We start from the raw sequence: 18,111 nt of genomic DNA on the forward strand, positions 1-18,111 counted from the left end.
GCCCTTGCCGCGCTTGCTGAATAGACGCCGCGAGGGCACGGCTGTGAACGGGAAGGACCCGGAGCGGCGCACCTTCCCTATGCGTTCGGAGCCTTTTCCTGCCCGAGCCGCTCGAGCGCCTCCCGGAGTTCGTTGGCGAAGCGCTGCGCCACGCCCCGCTGCACGGCGGCGCTGCACTTGGAGAAGTACACCAAGTTCCCGTTCTCGTCCCTCCGGCCGCGCTCCGCGTACACCGCCTGGAGGAGCGAGGCATCATCGAGCGAGCTCGGCTCCTTCCCGGCGAGCGCCGCCCTCCAGAGCCTGTCGTAGGCTCCCCTGGGTCCGTGCTGTACCGCGCAGGACCAGAGCGCGTCCTTCACTGCCAGGGAGCGGCCGGAGAGAGAGAGCTTCAGCTTCTCCTCCACCCCCTTCCTCGCCGGGGTGTAATGCGTCTCTCCAATGAACACGTGCTGCGCCTCGAAGAAGCGCTCCGCATCGCTCTCCGCGAGCACCTTCCAGGCCGCGCTGAACCCGGGCGTGCCTGGCTCGTGCCCCGCCAGCTCGTCGAACATGTCCGGGTAGTGGGTCTCGAGCCACTGCACGAAGGCGGCGGCGGTGCCCGTCTTCGTGGCGATTTGATAGCTCCCGTAGGAGACGCCCCCGGCATCCCCCTTGCCCGTGGAGACCACGCCGGCGCCCTTGGGTCCGGGGTACGGGGTCTCATACTTCTCGCTCAGCCTGCCCAGCTTCTTGAGTTCCTGATCCATGTATGTCCATCCCTTCGTCCACCCGTGCGAGGTGGATTCGCCTGTAGACGGCCCAGGCCAGGGTCTGTGAATCAGGGGCGTGGTGGGCGCGCGAGCGCTCAGCGGCCGGAACGCAGGTAGCGCGCCATCTGCCGCCGCAACTGCTCGCGGCCGAGCTGCACGCGCTTGCGGGCATTGCTCTCGGAGATGGAGAGCCGCGCGGCGATTTCCGCGTACTCCAGACCCAGCACGAGCCGCATCCTCACCGCGGCCTGGAGCCGCTCGGGCAGGGAGTGAAGGGTTTGTTCGAGGTGTCTGCCCAGCTCCTCTCGCAGACTGGACGTCTCGGGCGTATCGAGCACCGGGACCTCCAGGGTCTGCTCCTCCGCCTCCGGGAGCATGAGCCTGCGCTCGCGCTGGCGCTCGCGGAGGATGCTGATGCAGGTATTGTAGACCAGACGCTTCAACCATGCCTGGGGGTTCTGGACGGCGTCCGCGTAGCGTGTGAACTTCTCCATCGCGGTCAGCAGCGCCCGGCTCAGGGCATCCTCCGCATCCACCCGGCTGCCGCGGAAGAGGCTGGCGCAGAGGGCGAGCAGCTCCTGCTGGTGGAGTTGCCACAGACGCAGCAGCTCCGCCTGGCGAACACGGACGATCGCCTGGAAATGCTGCTCGGCGGGCGCGGGGAAGAGGCTCCGCCTGGCTTCACTCGCGGGCGGTCGTGTCTCCCGAGCCAGAGACAGAGATTGAGAGGAATAATCCTGGTGGAGAGCGTTGGAGAAAGAGAGAGCCGTACCCACGGGAGTCCTGGGGTTGGGGCCGCAGCGGCTGCGGCCGGTCGGGTTGCTGCTCCCAGGACGCCGAATCTGTTTTCTTGTGAACGAGAGAGGATGGAAGGCCCGTCAGGGACTGCCTTCGGGGTGGCGGGAGCTTGGTTCCCGCCAGCGGTCGTGCGGGCACGGGCCGCAGGCCGGCTCTCCCAGCGATGACAGTCTTCAAACCCTGGCGGGAGGAGGGGCGACAGCATGCCTTCCCGGGGAAGCGACGGGCCCGTGGCTCAGGCGCGGCGAGGCCGGGAGCGGCGGCCGCGGCTCTGCTCGGATGTCTGGGGCTGCAGGTGGTTGAAGCTGAGGGCGTCTGCCTTCATCGCCTCCGCCTGCTGCATGGCGTCATCCAGGCGCTGCGCCGCGCTCAGTGCCTCCTGGGAGGACTGCTCGTCGAGCCGCAGCTCCAGTCCGCAGCCAGGGCAGTAGATGCGCCCGGAGAAGAGGCGCTGAATCGTGGTGGTGATGGATTGCTCGCAATGGGGGCACGGAAACCCCGGCGCGTCGGACATCAGCATGGAGACTCCTGAGACATGGAATGCGGCGCCCGCCCCCTCTGGGGCGGGCACCGCCGGTTCAGCTTCGGGCGGAGAGGGTTGTCCGCCGATGGTTTACGACACCGTCACCTTGGCCTGCTTCGTCCTGCCGTCGATGCTCATCCGCCACTGTGCCTCGCCCTGGAATTCCGTGGGGACCGTGAGAATGAGGTCCGACTCCAGATTGCCCTGGTTGTTGCTCTTCCCCTGGACGCTGGCGAGCAACTTGCCGTCGTTGCCCAGCAGATCGAAGGTGACCGCGACGCCGGGGACCGGCTTCTTCTCCGAGTCCGTGAGCGCCACATCGGCGTCCTTGATCGAGACTGGCTGGCCTTTCTTCGGGCTCAGGGCGGGGTAGATCTTGTCCCAGGTTGCTTGGATGGACGTCTGCGAGACGGCCTGCGGGACGGGCTTCATCTGCTCACCGAGGAGCCCGAGCACGGTGGAGAGGCCCTTGGGGATGTCGTCCTGCACGGCGTGCACGTTGATGTCCATCGTGTACTCGATGGAGTACTTGGAACTCGCCGAGGCGGTGGAGTCCTTCTTGCTGGACACTGAGCCGCTGAGCGAATAGCTCTGGCCCCAGAAGCCGCCGGAGGCCGAGGCCTCCGTCTTGGCCTCGAAGTTGTCGGTGCTGATGGTGTTGCTGTCCCCCGAGGCCGAGAGCGTGGCCTTGAAGTTGATGGTCATGTCGTCGATCCGCAGGTAGGGAATCGGCACGATGGTGAGCAAGGGGACGTCGAGGCTGACGTTGCGGCCGTCTCGCTGGTAGACGAACTTGATGTTGACGACCTCGTTCTTCTCGGTGAAACCCACCGAGCGGATGAAGTCCACGCTGGTCTTCGCCGCCAGCGCCTGTGCCTTCACCGCCGCGGTGAGGGGCCCGCCGATCAGATTCTCGAACGGGATGCCCTGCAATGCGCTTGATGCCTGATCCATGAATCTCTTCCTTTTCAATACTGCGCGGGTCTGGAGCTACGTCTGGAGCAGTTTGCAAGACTTCAAACTGTCCACTCTTGAAGACGTCTGACGGGGCTCATTCGTGATTCATGGGCTCGGAGAGGGTGCTCTCGTCCAGGGAGTGGAGCAGGCGCGACAAGCCGCTGGGAATGTCCGCCTGTTCCACGTTCATCTTCACCTTCACCTGCAGGGCGGAGGCGCTCTTGCCGCCTCGCATGCCCATCTTCAGCTCCAGCCGCTCGCGTGAGAGGAAGTCGTCGCGCGTGTCGCTCACCTGGGTACGGGTCTTCGCCTTCTGGAGGCCACGGATGTTGGCCGCCAGCTCGATCTCTGCCGTCTTGATTTGAATGGCGGGGATGGGGATGAGCGAGAGCAGAGGAATCCGCACCTGGTAGCTTCTGCGCTGCCCCGCCTTGTCCTGCCGCTCATAGTGGAAGGTGAGCATGCGCAGCCGCCGGGGCTCCTGCTGCATCGGCGCGCCGCCGCCCGGGGGCGAGGGGGCTTCGGCGGGCGGCTCGAAGCCGACCCGCTCGATGAACTCGGCGGTGACCTGGGCCGCCTGGGCCTCCGCCTGTACCAGTGCGGTGAGCGGCGCGCCGATCAGTTGATAGAACTGCAACGGCTTGTCATCACCTCCAGACTTGTTGATTTCTAGGTTCATGGTGTTGCTCCTTCAGGGGATGAGGGGCGCCGCTCACTCGGGCAGAAGCTGGCGGACCACCTGCTGGGTGTCTTCGTCCTCCTCCTCGTTCCACTTGTAGTTGCGCATGTTGGTACGCAGCTTGAGCGAGGAGATGGCCGACTCTGGGACAGAGGCAAGCTGCTCGGCGGTGAAGAGCACCTCGAGCTCACAGTCGTCGTCCTCCTCCAAGAGCAGCTTCAGGGCCTCGATGAACCGGCGCAACATCGCCGTCAGCTCGGGCTTGAGCAGCGCCTGGTACTCGTCCCTCAGTTGTTTGCGCTCCACACCGAGCTTGCCGAGGAAGGCGTCCACCTGCGCGTTGTTCAACAGCTTGTCCTCCAACAGGCGGAAGAGGGTGGCGGCGAGCTGCTCGAGGTTGAGCTGCTGCTTCAGGTTGGACTCCAGGTTCCTGGAGAGGGGCTCGAGGAGCTTCTTCACCACCTCGGTGGCCTGCTTGAGCCCGTCGCCCTCGAGCAGCTCCTCCACGTCTTGCCAGAGGCGCTCGAGCATCGGCTCCGCTCGGGCGTCGGTCCCCGCCCCGTCCTTCTCGCCCTTGCGCTGCTCCAGCTCGTAGAGGAGGGTTTCGATGGACTGTTGGGATTTGCCGCCCGGCGCCGTGGTCTCGCCGGTCCGGACCTGCTCCCGCAGACCGTGGATCTCGGCGGCGGCCAGGTCCACCGCGCGCCGGGCGGTGCGCAGCTTGTACTCGTCGATGAGGCTGTGGAGGCGATCCGCGCTGTCCATGTCGCGGGCCTCGGTCAGCATGGCGCTCTTGAAGGCGAACTTGAGCTCGAGCTCGACGGACTCGATGTCGGCCCGGGGGACGGGGAAGCCGCGCAGCAGCGGGTCCTTCTCATAATACCGGCTGATGTCGCGTGAATAAGCGTCGGAGTTCATCCGCGCCTGTGAGAAGTCCTTGAGAATGGCTCCGAGTACGTTGGCGAGGGAGATCATGGGTGCTCCTGTCTAGAGAGGGGGGGTGCCATCCGCCGCCGTCGCGACGGGCTGGACATGGATGGCCTCCGAGAGCACCGACAGCAGGCGCTGCATTCCGGAGGGAACGTCGTCCTGGACGGCGCGCAGGTGGAAATCCATGGTGGTCTCCACGGCGTACCGTGAGGACCGGGTGGAAGTGGAGTCGCGCTTGCTCGAGAGATTCGCGGCGAGCCGGGGGCGGGAGCCGGGGGAAAGATAGTCTGCAATTCCTCCCTCGCCCCCGCTCGCGGCCTGAGCGCCCTCCTCGTCGCGGGCGGCGGCGACGCTGACCTTGAAATCGACGACCAGTTCCTCGAGCCGCAGGTAGGGCAGGGGAACCATCGTGAGGAGGGGAACCTCCAGGCGGACTGGCTCCGTCCCGCCTTCCTTCCGGGGGCGGTCGAAGTGGAAGACGAGCATGCGAAGCCGGCCGGACTCCGCGAAGGTGCGTCCCTCCTCCTCGGGCTCGAAGGCGAGCTGCCGGATGAAGTCGACGGAGGCGCTGGCGGCGCTGGCCTGCGCTTCGATGGCCGCCCGGAGCGGGGCGCCGACCACCGCGCCCAGGGTCATCTCTTGTCCATCCATGAGGTGTCTCTCTTTCAAGCCAGCCAGCGGCGCGGACGGCTACGGCGAGAGGAGCGCCTGCGTGGCTCCACACCCGAGGGAAGGGCTTCCGGCTCCTCCTCCATGGCTTGGGCGGGCTCGTCCGGAGTGGGTGTGGGCGGAGGCGATGAAGAGGCGAAGGACGGATGGGACTGCTCCTCCGGTGGAGGTGGAGGGAGCGGCTCTTCTGGCACGGAAGCGGGAGTTGGAGCGGATGGCTCCTCCGGCTCGGGGGCGGGAGTCGGAGCGGAGGGCTCCTCTGGCACGAGCACGGGCGTCGGGGCGTGAACGGGAGTCCGAGCGGAAGCGCGGGCGGGAGTGGCGGATTCCTCCGCCGCGGGGGCCGGAGCGGGAGTCCGGACGGGAGTGGGTGGCTCCTTCGTCGCGGGGTCCGGAACGGGAGCCCGGGTGGGCGCCGGGGGCCGGGCCGAGGGGGGAGTCCAGGTGGGCGTGGGAAACGGAGCGGGAGTGGAAGTCGCTTTTGGAGTGGGAGCAAGAGTCCGGGTGGATGCGAGGGGCTCTTCCGGCGCGGGCGCTGGGCCGGGCGTCGGGGTAGAAATTGGAGCGAGGATGCGCGTGCTGACGGGCGCCTTCCCGCGGCCAGACACCTCCCGGTCCGCAACCGCTGCTTCCGCCTTGCCGCTGCGGAACAACGACTCCACGGTGTCCACCAGACGGTGCAGGATGGTGTAGACCAGCGAGGCGGAGAAGCCCCCGAGCAGGGCGAGCAGGGGCTTGGCCAGATCCACTCCCTGTGGGTTCCCGCTCCCGGAGAGGTTGCCGTTGTCGATGGGAATCAACTGCGCCAGCATCAGCCCCGCGATGACGCCCAGGGCCATGCGAATCCAGTAGGACGAGTCGTAACGCGGATCATAGATACGCTTGCTGACATAGGAGTGCGCCGTGAACAGGCTGTTGAAGCAGGCACCGAGGCCGGCCGCGCTCATGTAGAAGCCGAGGACGATCAGCAACGTCGTGCCCTCGAGCTCGGAGAAGAGCTTCTGGAGGTTGACGCGGTTGATTTCCTTCGACTGGGCGAATGCGATGAAGAGGGTGATGAAGCAGAGCGCCGCCACCATGAGGCGTCGGATGTTGGGCAAGGGCCCGAGGATGCCCAGCGCGGTTCCGCTGTAGGGGTCGGTCTCCAACAGGTGGATGGTGCGGGGCGTGGCGGGAGCGACCACGCGGGCCAGGCCCCCATGGAACTCGGACAGGAGTGACAGCGGCGGCTCCTCCGCGCTGGTGCTGGAGAGGTCGAGCGCGTCGAGGGACTGCTGCAGCTCCTCTGTCAGAGGAATGCCGCTCGCCCAGGCGTAGCGAATCATTGCCCGGCATTCCATGAGCACATAGTCCCGCAAGCTCTCGGGGGCCGGGGGATGGCCCTGCAAGGGGAGTCCGAGCCGGAGGAGCGGAGTTCGTTCCGCGCGCGGGGGAGTCAGGGGGGGGTTGCTCATGGTTTCAAGCTCGACGGGGTGGAGGGTCTGGAGGATGACGCTCCCGGAGGGGCTGCTGTGAATGGGCCTCATGGGCTCGGCCATGACGGCAGGCGCCAGTCTGCTCGCTCGCGGCGCACGGGCGCTGTGCGCCGCCTCACTCTTGCGAGGTGAAGGGGGTCACTGAGCGCGGCGAGGAGCAACCTGCCTCATGCCCGGAGGAGGCGCGTCGTGTGGCCCGCTGAAACACGCGGGCTCATCCACAGCGGACACGAAGGCACACGCTGTCAAAAGGAGGCGCGGCTCTCGTGTTTCATTCCTTACGCCAGCCATCTCCACGCCCGACGGCTTCGACGAGCAGCAACTGCGCGAGGCCCTCACCGTGCGCCTTCGCCGTCGCGTGCGCCGCGATACCACCGTCAGCCTCGGGGGAGAATTATGAAATGGACGCCGGCCACCTGGCGAGCCGCGTGGTGACGCTCTGCCGCTGCCTGGTGGACGCGCGAGAGGCCCCCTCGGTGGAGGACGAGAACCAGCGCATTGCCCTGCACCCGGTGGACCCGGTGCGCAACTCCCGGCGCGAGCGCCCCTGGCGCCGCCCTCACCTGGATGAGACGGCCCCCCGCCACCCGGCCTTTGACCCGCCGCGCGCCCTGCTGGACAAGACCGTGGGCCGCCCTCCCGCCCACGCCACCGACGAGGACGGGGGTGAGGCATGACGCCCTCCTACCTCTCCCACTTCGGCCTTTCTCTGGCCTCCTTCTCCAAGGAGATTGCCGATACTGACCTCTGGCTGCCTTCCTCCAAGGCCGCCCTGGTGGAGGAGCTGTGCGAGGCCCTGCGCCAGCGCGTGGTGCTCACCGGTGAGCCGGGCGTGGGCAAAACCTGCGTGCTGCGCGCGCTGCGCCACCGGCTGCCCCACGGCGGCTTCCGCCTCACCTACTGCCACAACGCCACCCTGGGCCGGCGCGACTTCTACCGCCAGCTGTGCCTGGCATTGGGACTCAAGCCCTCGGCCACCGCGGCGGCCGTCTTCTACGCCGTGGCCACCCACGTGGAGCAGCTGGGCCTGGAGCGCACCCACCCCGTGTTTCTCATTGAGGCGAGGCTTGCGCATGACCTCAGAAGTAATCACGCAGGTCCTACTTCTCGCACCACTCAGCCTACACTTCGCTCCCTTGCTCCCCTGCTAGAATGAGGGGATAGCTCAGGGCGAGGGCAAGGCCAGGTGCTCCAGAATGGCGTGCACCCCACCGGGGGCCGACAGGTATGCCAGCACCCGCCTGCGGCCTCCACACCGAGAGCAGGCGAAGACATCCAGCGCGAAAGTACGAAGCAGCAGCCCCGCCCAATCCAATCGCGGCGTGCGCTCCTTCGTCGACTCCACCGTCGCAGCCAGAGCCGGGTTCTCCTCCTCTAGCGTGTCAGGGCGAGGGACTGGAAGCAGGGCCTGAACGCGGAGGGCAGGAAGGACTGGGTTGCCGCACGGTCGGGTTCAACCTCCCTGATCAGGGATGGTTGACGCCCGGAGTCGAGCCCAAGCCTGAGGAAGGCGCGGCTCGCCCGTGGGGACCTGATCAATCCTTCGGGCCTTCACATCGGGCGGCGCAGGACGTCCTATCATCGACCGCTCGTGAGGCGGTCTTGTCCCATCCGTTCGAAGGAAAAAAGACATGCCGTGGATGACCCATCAGCAAAGCGGTTTCCGCTATAAGACCATGGTCTATCAGCAATCCTGCTATCCATGCAGTTTGCAGATGATCCTGACCAATCTGGGCCGTTACAACCAGTCAGACGACATCGAAAACCGGTGGAATCAGCTTCAAGAGGCGGCGAATCGACCGAACCTCAACCAGCAGGCGCCGACCGAGAATGATGTGCACCGCAATCTGGCCCAGACTGATCTGCGCGGTGCCGGGGCACGGATCATCACTCCCACCATGATGGGGGCTGGTTTGAACCAACAGGCTTTCCAGCAAGAAGCGCAAGGCTTCCTGAACGGGCAGAACAGCTATATCGGTATGCTGATCGGTGTCGGGCATGCCACGGTGGTCTACCGGACGCAGAATGGTTTCGTTCATGTCAATCCCTCGACGGATGTGAACAGCATCCGAGTCGAGTTCGCGCAGCAGATCAATGTTCAGGTGGTGCAGGGCGATAATGATTACGCTTTGCGTGTCACCGGTGTTGGGAATCCCAATTTCGTCATCGCTGGCAATTTCATTGCCTTACTGCGCTAGGGAGCACCCCACTCAACTGGACGGCTCACGCCAAGCCATCCGAGGCGAGTCCTGACAGAAGAGAGGCTCCGAGGGCCGGGGCGTCCCGGGTGGGCAGGAGCGCACCCGGGACGCAGACTCGTAACCGTTCACCGGATTGATGCGTCCGGACAGGCATGAGCAACTCGAAATGGCGAGTACGTCGGATGCTCGACGTTGTTGAGGCGGGCCTGGGATGCGGTTGAATGGGTTGAGACATGGACAGGAGGGAGGCGACCGCAAAAGTAGGGCTGGACGCAGTTCGGTAGATCTGGCCGGTAATGAGAACGAAGTCGTTGAGTGAGCGTACATAGCGCCAGAGCTTCTCTTCGTCCTGTCGACCCTTCGCCTCCGCTGCTCGCCGCCGGGTCCCGATGAACAGCGTCGCGCCTGTAAGCTCCTCGAAGATTGTCACCTGCCCACCTCCGCGAACTCGATTCCGGAGAGCATTCCCGGGGAGCGTTCCGCCATGACCAGGAGTGGCGTCAGGCGTGCTCTACCTGCCCATCTGCTCGTCGCTCGAGAACAATCACGTACCTGGCCAGGTCCTGGGGACCGGTTGGTCCGACCGCTGGGCGGCGCGCCGCACTACAGGAAACAAGTACGAAGGCAAGGCTCACCGCCATCGCCCGCTGTGTCACCGAGACCGTTCGCATGAGGGCAGCATCTCCCGAATGGGTCTACAGCGGAACCACCTGGAGCATTTCTCAGGTGAGCCGACCGGGGAGGAGGGCGTCGTCGGGATCCGCCAGCAGGTGCATATAGGCGGGATGGGGGCGCTGTTGAGGGTGAGGTCCAGGTGCTCGAAGGGCAGGGTCCCCTTCAGGAGCGCGCACGGGTAGCATGGGGAGGCATCTTTGAGTGGGGGGAAGTTCCATGCACCAGCGCTTGAACCTCATGTCGCCCGAGATCCGGGCCAATCCATACCCTGCCTACGCGGAGTTTCGCCGCACCACTCCAGTGGCCCAGGTGGACCCGGGCGGGCTGTGGGCCGTGAGCCGGTATGAGGATGTCCTGCACATCTTCAAGAACCCGAAGCTCTACTCGTCCGAGGGGCTGCGGCTGGCGGCGGATCCTCCCTGGTTCGGGCGCTCCAATCCCATCTCCGACTCGCTGATCTTCATGGATGATCCGAAGGTGCATGGCCGGATGCGAGGCCTGGTCAATCGCGCGTTCGGTCCCTCCGCATTGAGCCGGCTCGAGCCGAGCATCCGAGCCACCGCCGAGCAACTCACCACCCGCGTCCTCGACCGCCGCGATGTGGACTTCGTCGCGGACTTCGCCCTGCCGCTGCCCGCCAGTGTCATCGGGGCGCTGCTGGGCCTGGATCCGGCGCTCCACTCGCGCTTCAAGCAGTGGGCGGACGACATCATGGCCATCAGCGCCACCCAGCCGGGAGACACCGCGATGCTGGAGCAGTGCCGGCGCACGGTGGCGGAGATGGAGCAGTACCTGGGCCAGGTGCTGGAGCACCGCCGTCAGACGCCGGGCGATGACATGGTGAGCGACTTGCTGCGGTCCCGAGTGGACGGCGAGGCGCTCACGGCCAAGGAGCTGCTGGGTTTTCTCTTCCTGCTGCTGATCGCGGGGTTGGAGACCACCGTGCACCTGCTGGGGCACTCCGCGCGCATCCTCGCCGAGCATCCGGCCGTGCTGAGGCAACTGCGTGGGGACCGCTCCCTCATTCCGCGGTTCATCGAGGAGGTGCTCCGCTTCGAGCCCCCGGTGCATGGCACCATCCGCCTCTGCACCCAGGACGTGACGCTGGCGGGCGTCTCGCTGCCACGCGGCAGCCCGCTGCTGGTGCTGCAGGGCTCGGCCCTGCGAGACGAGCACTACTGCGCGGACGCGGACCGATTCAGCCTGGAGCGCAAGGGGCCGCAGAACCTGGCCTTCGGGCATGGCATGCACTTCTGCCTGGGCGCGGCCCTGGCCCGGGTCGAGGCGCGCGTGGCCCTGGAGGCCCTGCTCGCGCGGTGCGGCACCGTGTCCCTCCGCCCGGAGCCCGTCGAGTGGAACTTCGCGATGACGGTCCGGGGGATGCGGAATCTGCCGCTCGAGGTGCTCCCCGCCTGAGCTGAGCGCCTCGAGCGCGACGGCTGGTATTTGACGTGAACGAGTCGGGCAAGAAGTTGCCGGCGCGGGCAAGAAGTTGCCGGCGCGCCCGGGCCTCCGGACGTGTCTTCGCCGGGCAACGCGGTGCGGAGCCGTGCTGGCACGACGCGTGCTCATGGGAGTGCCCGAGCCCCATCAAGGCGCTCGAACCCGGAAAGGTTTCACCCATGAAGAAGAGCACGCTCCTCGGCTTCCTCTTTGTCCTCCCCGTGATGATGCTCAGCACCTCCGCCCACGCCTTCGACATCAATGGGACGTACACCTCGGAGAACGGTGACTTCGTCCTGACGATCACCAGCTCCAACGATTCGAACGGCAGCTTCTCCGGGACCTACGTCACCCACTACACCCCGGTCGGCGCGCTGAGCATCCCCGTCTCGGGGACCTTCCATTTCGTCGGCAACCCCAACGGAAGCCTGGTGCCGCTCGCCCTCACCTTCTCGGCGGTGATGCGGCCGGATGCAGGTAACTGGCCCTATGCCCTGGTGGACGCCTGGTCGGGCATCCTCACGCAGACCGGCAGCATCTCCGCGACGGGCGTGAGGACCTACCTGCCCGCGGGAGGCTCGGGTGTGACGTCGAGCCTCGGAAGCCATACCCTGGGCAACTGAGCCGCGGACGTCACGCCTGTCTGGTTGGAAGCGGCGGGAAGCGAGCCCGCCGCCTCGACTTCGTCTCAGGAAGGGGGCGAGCGCTTCGGTGCCCCAGAGTTCAACCGAGGAAGCGCCGCTCCCAGTGCCGCACGTCCTCGAGGGTGAACTCGAGATGACGGCCACGGTCCTCGTGATACAGAACGTGCGCAGCAGCGACGGAATCACGCCGCTGCGGTCGTCCGTCGAGGATGGCAATCTAGACATGGCCTCGCTCCTCCTGGGCGCGGGGGCCACCAGGACAATCAACGACTGGGGCGGGCTACTCGGATTCACGGCGCTCGGGATTGCGATATGGCAGCTGGATATCCCGATGATGAAGCTGCTTCTCGACGCGGGCGCCGATCCAGAGGCCCCGGACGATTTTCGCGGGCCCACCCGCGAACGCCTTCCGCCGCGTGATGAGTCCAATTCCCAAGCATGGGACGCCGCGTTCGAGCTGCTCGGAGGCGCGAAGGGCCGCAACCCGTAGAATGGAGGGCGCACTCCTCCGGCTCACGGCAGGTGCCGCTCTGGACAACCACGAGGAACTCAACCCCTTCGCGATGGAGCGGCAACCGGTAGAGCGAGCGCGTCGCGGTCATGAAGAGCACGTCGCGGAGGGGGCCTCCGCGGGCCTCGCTCGCGCACGTAGCGGAAGTGGGTGAAGACCCGGCCGACCCCGCGCAGGATCGCGGCCACGATGGCGCGACCCTCGTACGGGCGGAACGCGACGGGGCTGCGGAACACGACGTCGTCGGCGAGCAGGTCGCCGAGGGCGGCGAAGTCACCCGCCTCGACGGCGGCACGGAACTCGAGCATGTGGACTCCTGTGATGGGATGGCGGGGTTTGCCAGCAGCGTGGCGGGTTATGTGAGGGGCAGCTCGAGGGTGGCCGTGGCTCCCTTGCCCAGCCCCTCGCTTTCTAGGGAGAGGGTGCCTCCGAGCATCTTCGCCGCGAGCGCGCTGGAGTGCAGGCCCAGGCCATGTCCCCCCTCCCGGGTCGTGAAGCCCTGGGAGAAGAGCCGCTCGCGCAGCTCCGGAGCGATGCCCATGCCGTTGTCCACGAGCTGGATCCGGGCCCTGTTGCCCTCTACCCCGAGCTGGACGTGCAGGTGGCGCCGCCGCGGGGGGAGGGCGAGCATGGCGTTCTTGGCGTTGCTGATGAGATTGACGAGGATCTGCACCACCTTGTGCTTGTCGAGCCGCACCCTGGGCAGGGGCGGGAGTTCCCGGGTGAGGGTGATGCCGTTGCGTTGGAGGGAGGGCAGCTGGATGCTCAGGGCATCGTCGATGAGCCGTGGGAGATCGCACTCCTCGAGGACGAGCGTGTTGCGCGCATAGGTCTGCTGGATCTGGACGATGGCGCGGATGTGCTCGATGTGCTTGCCCATGGCGCCCATGCTCTCCTGGAGCGCCTTCTGCTCACGGAGCAGCTCGTCGCCGAGCGTGGAGAGATAGGCCGGCAGCTGGGTTCCGCGCGGATCGCGGGTGAGGAAGTCCGCCAGCCCATCGGCGTGCTTCTCGAGGAGGGTGCTGGCCTGCTTGACCCGGCCCACGCGCGAGGCAGTCACCGCCTCGACCATGGTCTGGAGGTTGATGACGGCACTGGTGAGGACGTTGCCGACGTTGTGCAGCACGTTGGCGGCGACTTCGGCCATGCCGGCCCCGCGCGCGGAGTCCACCAGGCGGGCCTGGGCCTGCTTGAGCTCGCGCGTGCGCTCCTCCACCCGCCGCTCCAGCTCGTCATTGGCACCGCGCAGCGCGGCCTCCGCCCGCTGGACCTCGGCGTAGAGCTGGGCGTTCTCGATGGAGATGGCGGCCTGGGAGGCGAGGTGTTCGAGCAGGGTGAGGCGGGAGGGGGTGAAGGCGTTGGTGGCCAGTCCGTTCTCCAGGTACAGCACGCCGCGGAAGTCCTCCTGGCGCAGCAGGGGCAGGCAGAGCACGGAGCGGGCGCCGCCGTGCTCAAGCCAGGGATCGGACGAGAAGGGATGGGGCTGGGAGGCATCGCCGATGAGCACGTGCTCGCGGGTCCTCCTGACGTAGGAGATGAGCGTCCAGGGCAGCCGGGACTCGTCGGGCTGGGGGACGGCGTCCTCTGGCGAAGTGCCCGCGATGGCGACCACGCAGAGCGTGTCGCCGCGAGGCAGCAACAGGGCGCCGCGCTGGGCCCCGGCGTTCTCGATGGCGGCGCGCAGCAGCGTGGCCGCCAGCCGCTCGAGGACGATCTCGCTGGAGATGGCCTGCTGGGCCTTGACCACGGTGAGCGCGTCGATCTGCGTGGAGTCCGTATCGGTGGCCTTCTCCGCGGGTGACAGGGAGGCGGCCAGGTGGGGCCACTCGGAGTCCAGGTGCTTCACCTTGCCCCTGGCGCCCCAGCGCAGCCAGGCCTCCCGGGCCCTGCGGGCGGAGGTGTCGGCGAGGCTCGGCACCTTCCGCTCGTACAAGAAACGGGCGGCGAGTTCGCTGGCCAGGGCGACGTTCTGGATGAAGCCGTGCTCCTGGGCGGACTGGTGCGCTTCCTCGTAGGCGCGCAGGGCCTCGCCTTCCCGGTCCGTGATGCGGGCCAGCTCCGCGGACACCATCCGCTCGGGGGCGCGGAAGGTCGCGGGCTGGTGGCTGGCCCATTCGGCGAGCTGTTGCTGGTGCTCGCGGAGGGCCGTCAGGGCCTGGGGCCGTTCCTCGGGTGCCATCTTCCCGTAGCAGGCCGCCAGGGTCAGGGCGCGGAAGAGGTGGAAGTCCAGGAGCTGGATCTGCCCGAGCGAGGACCAGGTCAGCTCGGCGGCCCGGGCCCCCGCCTCGCGCGCCTCGGTCCAGGCGCCACTCAGGAAGCGCGCCTGCATCTTGAGGAGCCAATACCAGCACCGCATGGTGCTCATCCGGGCGGGAGTCAGCCCGGCCTCGAAGGACTTCTCGTCGAAGTCCTCCCCATTGAGCGAGCCGAAGGACGGGGAGAGGCCGCGCAGCTGCTGCACGTAGCGCTGCATGTGGAGCAGGACGGACTGCATGTCCGGGAAGCCCGTCTTGCGCAGGAAGGCCAGCCGCGCAACCGACTCCAGGTAGACCTCCTCCAGGTCGTGCCCCAGGGTGAGCCGGAGCGAGACGATGTGGCTGCAGCAGAAGCTCGCGATCTGGTGCTCACTGGCCTGGAGCGAGTGGTGGAAGCCCCGGCGCACCAGCTCCAGGTTGTCTGGGAGGGGCTGGGTCCAGTTGTTGATGACCTCCTGGATGTAGAGGATCCTGCCGCGGATGGCGGACAGGTCGTAGCGCTCGACGATGGCCCAGGCGAGCTGGCCGAAGGCATGGGCTTCCCGGTACCGCTTGAAGGTGGGGCCCAGCACCACGCCGTACCAGGCATACCCGTGCGCGGACGAGGCGTTGTTGCCGTGGCGGATGCACAGGGAAATCATCCGGCACACGATGACGATGAGCAGGTGGTGGTTGGTGAAGTACGCGGGCGCGGTCAGGGAGCCGAGCACGCTGAGCACCGCCTCCATGTCCGGATCCGTCATGCGCGGCAGGTCGACGAGCTTCTCGATGGGGCGCTCTCCCAGCAGGGCCCACACCTCCTCGTTGGCGGCCACGACCTCCTCCCAGGTCGGGCGCGGGGAGAGGGGCAGGTCCATCTGGGCGAGGCACTCCACGAGGCAGGCCATGGCCTGGGGGATCTCACCGGCGGCGACGTGGAGGTGGCTCCTCAAGCGGTAGACGGCCGCCGTGTCCGCGCGGGAGCGGGCCCGGGGCCGGAGCTCCTCCACCAGCCGACGTGCCTCGGCGGCGTTCCCGCTCATGAACTCGCAGGTGGCCCGGTCGAGCTGGACTTTGAAGGCCAGGCCGGGCTCGGTCTCCCAGGGGTCTGCCGGGAGCAGCTGGAAGGCCGTGGTGAGATAGGCGACGGCGGAGCGGAACGCGGTGGAGTCCTTGGCCTTGCGTCCGGCCTCGGCGTTCAGGCGCGCCACGCGCAGCCGCTCCTCGGCGCTCTCCATCAGCTCCACTCCGGCGCTGAAATGGCTCACGACGTCGAAGAGCCTCTCCCGCACCGCTTCCGGCGGCAGGCTCTCCAACAGCCACCGGCCGATGCGCAGGTGGACGGCCTTGCGCTCCTGCTCGGGGACGAGGGCGTGCGCCGCCTGCTGGATGCGGTCGTGGAGGAAGCGGTACTGCTCCGGACTGGCACGCACCAGCAGGCCTTCCCGGAGCGCGGGCTCCAGACGCTGTTCCACCGCGGAGGGCTCCGGCAGGTGGGAGAGGAAGCCGAGCATCTGGAGCGGGAACGAGTTGCCGACACAGGCCGCGAGCCACAGCAGGTGCTGGGTGCCCAGGGGCAGCTGGCGCAGCTTGCCGGCCATGAAGTCGACGACGTTGTCGGAGTAGCCCCGGGCCCGGGTGGCCTCGGCGTTCCAGGACCAGGGGCCTTCGGGGGCGCGGACCAGGAGCCCGTCCTGGTTGAGCGTCCGCAGGAACTGCAAGAGGAAGAAGGGGTTGCCTCCGGTCTTCTCGCGAGCCAATGCCGAGAGCGGCTCGATGACCTCCGCCCCTGCTCCGGGGAGCGTGTCGGCGACGAGCTGCCGCACCTCGTCGAGGCTCAGCGGCCCGAGCTGGAGGGCGGTCACCCGCGCACCGGCCTTGCGCATCCCCTCCAGGGTCGTCGTCAACGGGTGGGCGGGGCCGACCTCGTTGTCGCGGTAGGCCCCGATGAGCAGGACCGGGGGGGTCTCCGGGTGGCAGAGCAGGTGATGGAGGAACTGGAGGCTGGCCAGGTCCGCCCACTGGAGGTCATCCATGAAGAGGACGAGGGGGTGCTCGGGCGTGGCGAAGACACCGAGGAACGTGCGGAAGACGCGGTGGAAGCGGTGCTGGGCCTCGGAGGGAGGCAGCTCCTGGACCGGGGGCTGCTCGCCGACGACGAGTCCGAGCCGGGGCATCACGTCCACGAGCACCTGGCCCTGTCCCTCCCAGGCCTCGTTCAGGTGCTTGCTCCAGCGGGCCAGCTCCTCGTCGGTGCTCGCCAGCAGCTGTTGCGTCAGGCCGCGGATGGCCTGGGCCAGGGTGGCGTAGGGGATGTCCTGCTGGAACTGCTCGAACTTGCCGCCGAGGAAGAAGCCGCGCTGGCGCACCACGGGCTTGTGCAGCTCGTTGACCAGGGCGGATTTGCCGCTGCCGGAGTACCCGTGGACCAGGAGGAGCTCGGGCCGTCCGTTGCGCGCCACGCGCTCGAGGCCCTGGCGCAGGGCCGCGGCCTCGGCACCCCGCCCATAGAGGCGTTGGGGGAGCTGGAAGTGGATGGGGTAGTCGTGCACTCCGAGGGGAAAGTCCTCGTGCGCGCCCCGGCGCAGGTTGTCCCGGCACCGCTCGAGATCCGCGACGAGTCCGTCGGCGCTCTGGTAGCGCTCCTCGGCGACCTTGGCCAGCAGCTTGAGGACGATGGCGGAGAGAACGGGAGGCAGCTCCGGCACCCGCTCCAGCGGTGGCTGGGGCGCTTGCGCCATGTGCGCATGGAACCACTCGAGGGCGTCGTGCCCGTGAAAGGGGCGGCTGCCGGTCAGCAGCTCGTAGAGGGTGACACCCAGCGAGTAGAGGTCGGTGCGGTAGTCCACCGGGCGGTTCATGCGCCCCGTCTGCTCGGGGGACATGTAGGCCAGGGTGCCCTCGATGAGCGAGACGGGGGCCGCATCCACGTGCTCGACGAGCTGAAGGGTGGCGGTGCCGAAGTCGATGAGCCAGGTGTCGCCCGAGGGGGTGACGATGATGTTGGAGGGCTTGAGATCCTTGTGGATGACACCGCGGCGGTGGATCTCGGCCAGGGTGGCGGTCAGGGAGAGGGCCAGGTCCAGGGCGCGGGCCACCTCGAAGGGGCGGCCGGTGAGCTCCGACAGGGGAGTGCCCTCCACCGCCTCCAACAGAAGTACCGGGCGCTCCTGGAACCGCTCGCAGGCATGGACGCGGGTGACCCCGCGCACGTCCCGGATCCGCTGGAGGATGCTGAACTCACGACGGTAGCGCTCGAACTCTCGTGGGCCCAGGAAGGTGGCTACGGGCGTCTTGAGGATGAGGGGGAGGCCATCGGCATCGCGCACCGCGTGGAAGAGCAGGTTGGTGCTAGTAGGCTTGATGGCCCCTCGAAGGGTGTAGCCAGGAAGATGCAACATGCCTTGATGGAACAACGCGGGCCCGGGACAGGAGGGAGCGACCTGGAGGCAGCCGGCCGTCCGCCATCTTCGCCGCGAACGCAACCGTCAGGTGGGCTGGCCTATTGCGGACAGAGCCGCTTGCTCGTCTACACCACCGACTTCGCCACGCACTGCTGGAGCAGTCATCACCTACCGGGAGGCAAGCCTCTCCGGCTGAGGCTTCACACCGTTGCGTCCAAC

The 18,111-nt window shown here is 67.4% G+C and carries 17 protein-coding genes; 6 read left to right on the plus strand and 11 right to left on the minus strand.

Annotation, left to right across the window (positions count from 1 at the left end):
* Positions 1–77: 77 nt before the first annotated feature.
* From D187_RS05980 to D187_RS54750, 8 genes are all read right to left on the minus strand, one after another.
* Complete coding sequence (locus D187_RS05980) at positions 78–746, minus strand: VgrG-related protein (RefSeq protein WP_002621417.1); 669 nt, start codon at positions 744–746, stop codon at positions 78–80.
* 98 nt (positions 747–844) lie between these two features.
* Positions 845–1,525, minus strand: coding sequence for an RNA polymerase sigma factor (locus tag D187_RS05985; RefSeq protein ID WP_002621418.1), 681 nt, complete (start codon positions 1,523–1,525; stop codon positions 845–847).
* Between the two features lie 257 nt (positions 1,526–1,782).
* Positions 1,783–2,067 (minus strand): hypothetical protein, encoded by a 285-nt coding sequence (locus D187_RS05990; RefSeq protein ID WP_002621419.1) that lies wholly within the window; start codon positions 2,065–2,067, stop codon positions 1,783–1,785.
* A 93-nt stretch (positions 2,068–2,160) separates the two neighbouring features.
* Positions 2,161–3,024, minus strand: coding sequence for a DUF2589 domain-containing protein (locus tag D187_RS49480; protein WP_002621420.1), 864 nt, complete (start codon positions 3,022–3,024; stop codon positions 2,161–2,163).
* 97 nt (positions 3,025–3,121) lie between these two features.
* Entirely contained in the window at positions 3,122–3,706 is a 585-nt protein-coding gene (locus tag D187_RS06000) for a DUF2589 domain-containing protein (RefSeq protein ID WP_002621421.1), read from the minus strand.
* Positions 3,707–3,739: 33 nt separating this feature from the next.
* Positions 3,740–4,681, minus strand: a complete 942-nt coding sequence (locus tag D187_RS06005; protein ID WP_002621422.1) for a hypothetical protein — start codon at positions 4,679–4,681, stop codon at positions 3,740–3,742.
* A 12-nt stretch (positions 4,682–4,693) separates the two neighbouring features.
* Positions 4,694–5,287: a DUF2589 domain-containing protein gene (locus D187_RS06010; RefSeq protein WP_002621423.1), complete on the minus strand. Its 594-nt coding sequence runs from the start codon at positions 5,285–5,287 to the stop codon at positions 4,694–4,696.
* Positions 5,288–5,301: 14 nt separating this feature from the next.
* Positions 5,302–6,630: a hypothetical protein gene (locus tag D187_RS54750; RefSeq protein ID WP_002621424.1), complete on the minus strand. Its 1,329-nt coding sequence runs from the start codon at positions 6,628–6,630 to the stop codon at positions 5,302–5,304.
* Positions 6,631–7,181: 551 nt separating this feature from the next.
* On the opposite strand from D187_RS54750, the gene D187_RS54755 reads away from it, so the two are divergent.
* Entirely contained in the window at positions 7,182–7,457 is a 276-nt protein-coding gene (locus D187_RS54755) for a hypothetical protein (protein ID WP_002621425.1), read from the plus strand.
* On the plus strand, positions 7,454–7,936 hold the full coding sequence (locus D187_RS06025; RefSeq protein WP_002621426.1) for an ATP-binding protein: 483 nt from the start codon (positions 7,454–7,456) through the stop codon (positions 7,934–7,936). The genes D187_RS54755 and D187_RS06025 overlap by 4 nt, the downstream gene beginning before the upstream one ends.
* 9 nt (positions 7,937–7,945) lie before the next feature.
* Here the strand turns inward: D187_RS06025 and D187_RS51975 are convergent, their stop codons facing one another.
* Positions 7,946–8,125: a hypothetical protein gene (locus tag D187_RS51975; protein WP_002621427.1), complete on the minus strand. Its 180-nt coding sequence runs from the start codon at positions 8,123–8,125 to the stop codon at positions 7,946–7,948.
* A 286-nt stretch (positions 8,126–8,411) separates the two neighbouring features.
* Between D187_RS51975 and D187_RS06030 the strand changes: the two genes are divergently transcribed.
* The 4 genes from D187_RS06030 to D187_RS06045 all read left to right on the plus strand — a co-directional run bounded on the left by D187_RS06030 (position 8,412) and on the right by D187_RS06045 (position 12,233).
* The gene (locus D187_RS06030) at positions 8,412–8,978 is read left to right on the plus strand and encodes a hypothetical protein (RefSeq protein ID WP_043428523.1); all 567 of its coding nucleotides are present in this window, start codon (positions 8,412–8,414) and stop codon (positions 8,976–8,978) included.
* An 894-nt stretch (positions 8,979–9,872) separates the two neighbouring features.
* Positions 9,873–11,072 (plus strand): cytochrome P450, encoded by a 1,200-nt coding sequence (locus tag D187_RS06035; protein WP_002621429.1) that lies wholly within the window; start codon positions 9,873–9,875, stop codon positions 11,070–11,072.
* Positions 11,073–11,278: 206 nt separating this feature from the next.
* Positions 11,279–11,722, plus strand: a complete 444-nt coding sequence (locus tag D187_RS06040; protein WP_002621430.1) for a hypothetical protein — start codon at positions 11,279–11,281, stop codon at positions 11,720–11,722.
* Positions 11,723–11,876: 154 nt separating this feature from the next.
* Complete coding sequence (locus D187_RS06045) at positions 11,877–12,233, plus strand: ankyrin repeat domain-containing protein (RefSeq protein ID WP_155893192.1); 357 nt, start codon at positions 11,877–11,879, stop codon at positions 12,231–12,233.
* A 59-nt stretch (positions 12,234–12,292) separates the two neighbouring features.
* On the opposite strand, the gene D187_RS06050 is transcribed toward D187_RS06045, so the two are convergent.
* Positions 12,293–12,562 carry a nuclear transport factor 2 family protein gene (locus tag D187_RS06050; RefSeq protein ID WP_002621432.1) on the minus strand — a complete coding sequence of 90 codons (270 nt, stop codon included), beginning with the start codon at positions 12,560–12,562 and terminating at the stop codon, positions 12,293–12,295.
* A 47-nt stretch (positions 12,563–12,609) separates the two neighbouring features.
* Complete coding sequence (locus D187_RS06055) at positions 12,610–17,889, minus strand: trifunctional serine/threonine-protein kinase/ATP-binding protein/sensor histidine kinase (protein WP_002621433.1); 5,280 nt, start codon at positions 17,887–17,889, stop codon at positions 12,610–12,612.
* Between the last annotated feature and the right edge of the window lie 222 nt (positions 17,890–18,111).

The organism is Cystobacter fuscus DSM 2262, assembly GCF_000335475.2.
GTDB classification, from domain to species: Bacteria; Myxococcota; Myxococcia; order Myxococcales; family Myxococcaceae; genus Cystobacter; species Cystobacter fuscus.

Bases quoted from the DNA above. Each gene is read 5' to 3' on its own strand.
- D187_RS05980 (WP_002621417.1), bottom strand. From the start codon at position 746: ATGGATCAGGAACTCAAGAAGCTGGGCAGGCTGAGCGAGAAGTATGAG.
- D187_RS05990 (WP_002621419.1), bottom strand. From the start codon at position 2,067: ATGCTGATGTCCGACGCGCCGGGGTTTCCGTGCCCCCATTGCGAGCAA.
- D187_RS49480 (WP_002621420.1), bottom strand. From the start codon at position 3,024: ATGGATCAGGCATCAAGCGCATTGCAGGGCATCCCGTTCGAGAATCTG.
- D187_RS06000 (WP_002621421.1), bottom strand. From the start codon at position 3,706: ATGAACCTAGAAATCAACAAGTCTGGAGGTGATGACAAGCCGTTGCAG.
- D187_RS06005 (WP_002621422.1), bottom strand. From the start codon at position 4,681: ATGATCTCCCTCGCCAACGTACTCGGAGCCATTCTCAAGGACTTCTCA.
- D187_RS06010 (WP_002621423.1), bottom strand. From the start codon at position 5,287: ATGGATGGACAAGAGATGACCCTGGGCGCGGTGGTCGGCGCCCCGCTC.
- D187_RS54750 (WP_002621424.1), bottom strand. From the start codon at position 6,630: ATGATTCGCTACGCCTGGGCGAGCGGCATTCCTCTGACAGAGGAGCTG.
- D187_RS54755 (WP_002621425.1), top strand. From the start codon at position 7,182: ATGGACGCCGGCCACCTGGCGAGCCGCGTGGTGACGCTCTGCCGCTGC.
- D187_RS06025 (WP_002621426.1), top strand. From the start codon at position 7,454: ATGACGCCCTCCTACCTCTCCCACTTCGGCCTTTCTCTGGCCTCCTTC.
- D187_RS06030 (WP_043428523.1), top strand. From the start codon at position 8,412: ATGCCGTGGATGACCCATCAGCAAAGCGGTTTCCGCTATAAGACCATG.
- D187_RS06035 (WP_002621429.1), top strand. From the start codon at position 9,873: ATGCACCAGCGCTTGAACCTCATGTCGCCCGAGATCCGGGCCAATCCA.
- D187_RS06040 (WP_002621430.1), top strand. From the start codon at position 11,279: ATGAAGAAGAGCACGCTCCTCGGCTTCCTCTTTGTCCTCCCCGTGATG.
- D187_RS06045 (WP_155893192.1), top strand. From the start codon at position 11,877: ATGACGGCCACGGTCCTCGTGATACAGAACGTGCGCAGCAGCGACGGA.
- D187_RS06050 (WP_002621432.1), bottom strand. From the start codon at position 12,562: ATGCTCGAGTTCCGTGCCGCCGTCGAGGCGGGTGACTTCGCCGCCCTC.
- D187_RS06055 (WP_002621433.1), bottom strand. From the start codon at position 17,889: ATGTTGCATCTTCCTGGCTACACCCTTCGAGGGGCCATCAAGCCTACT.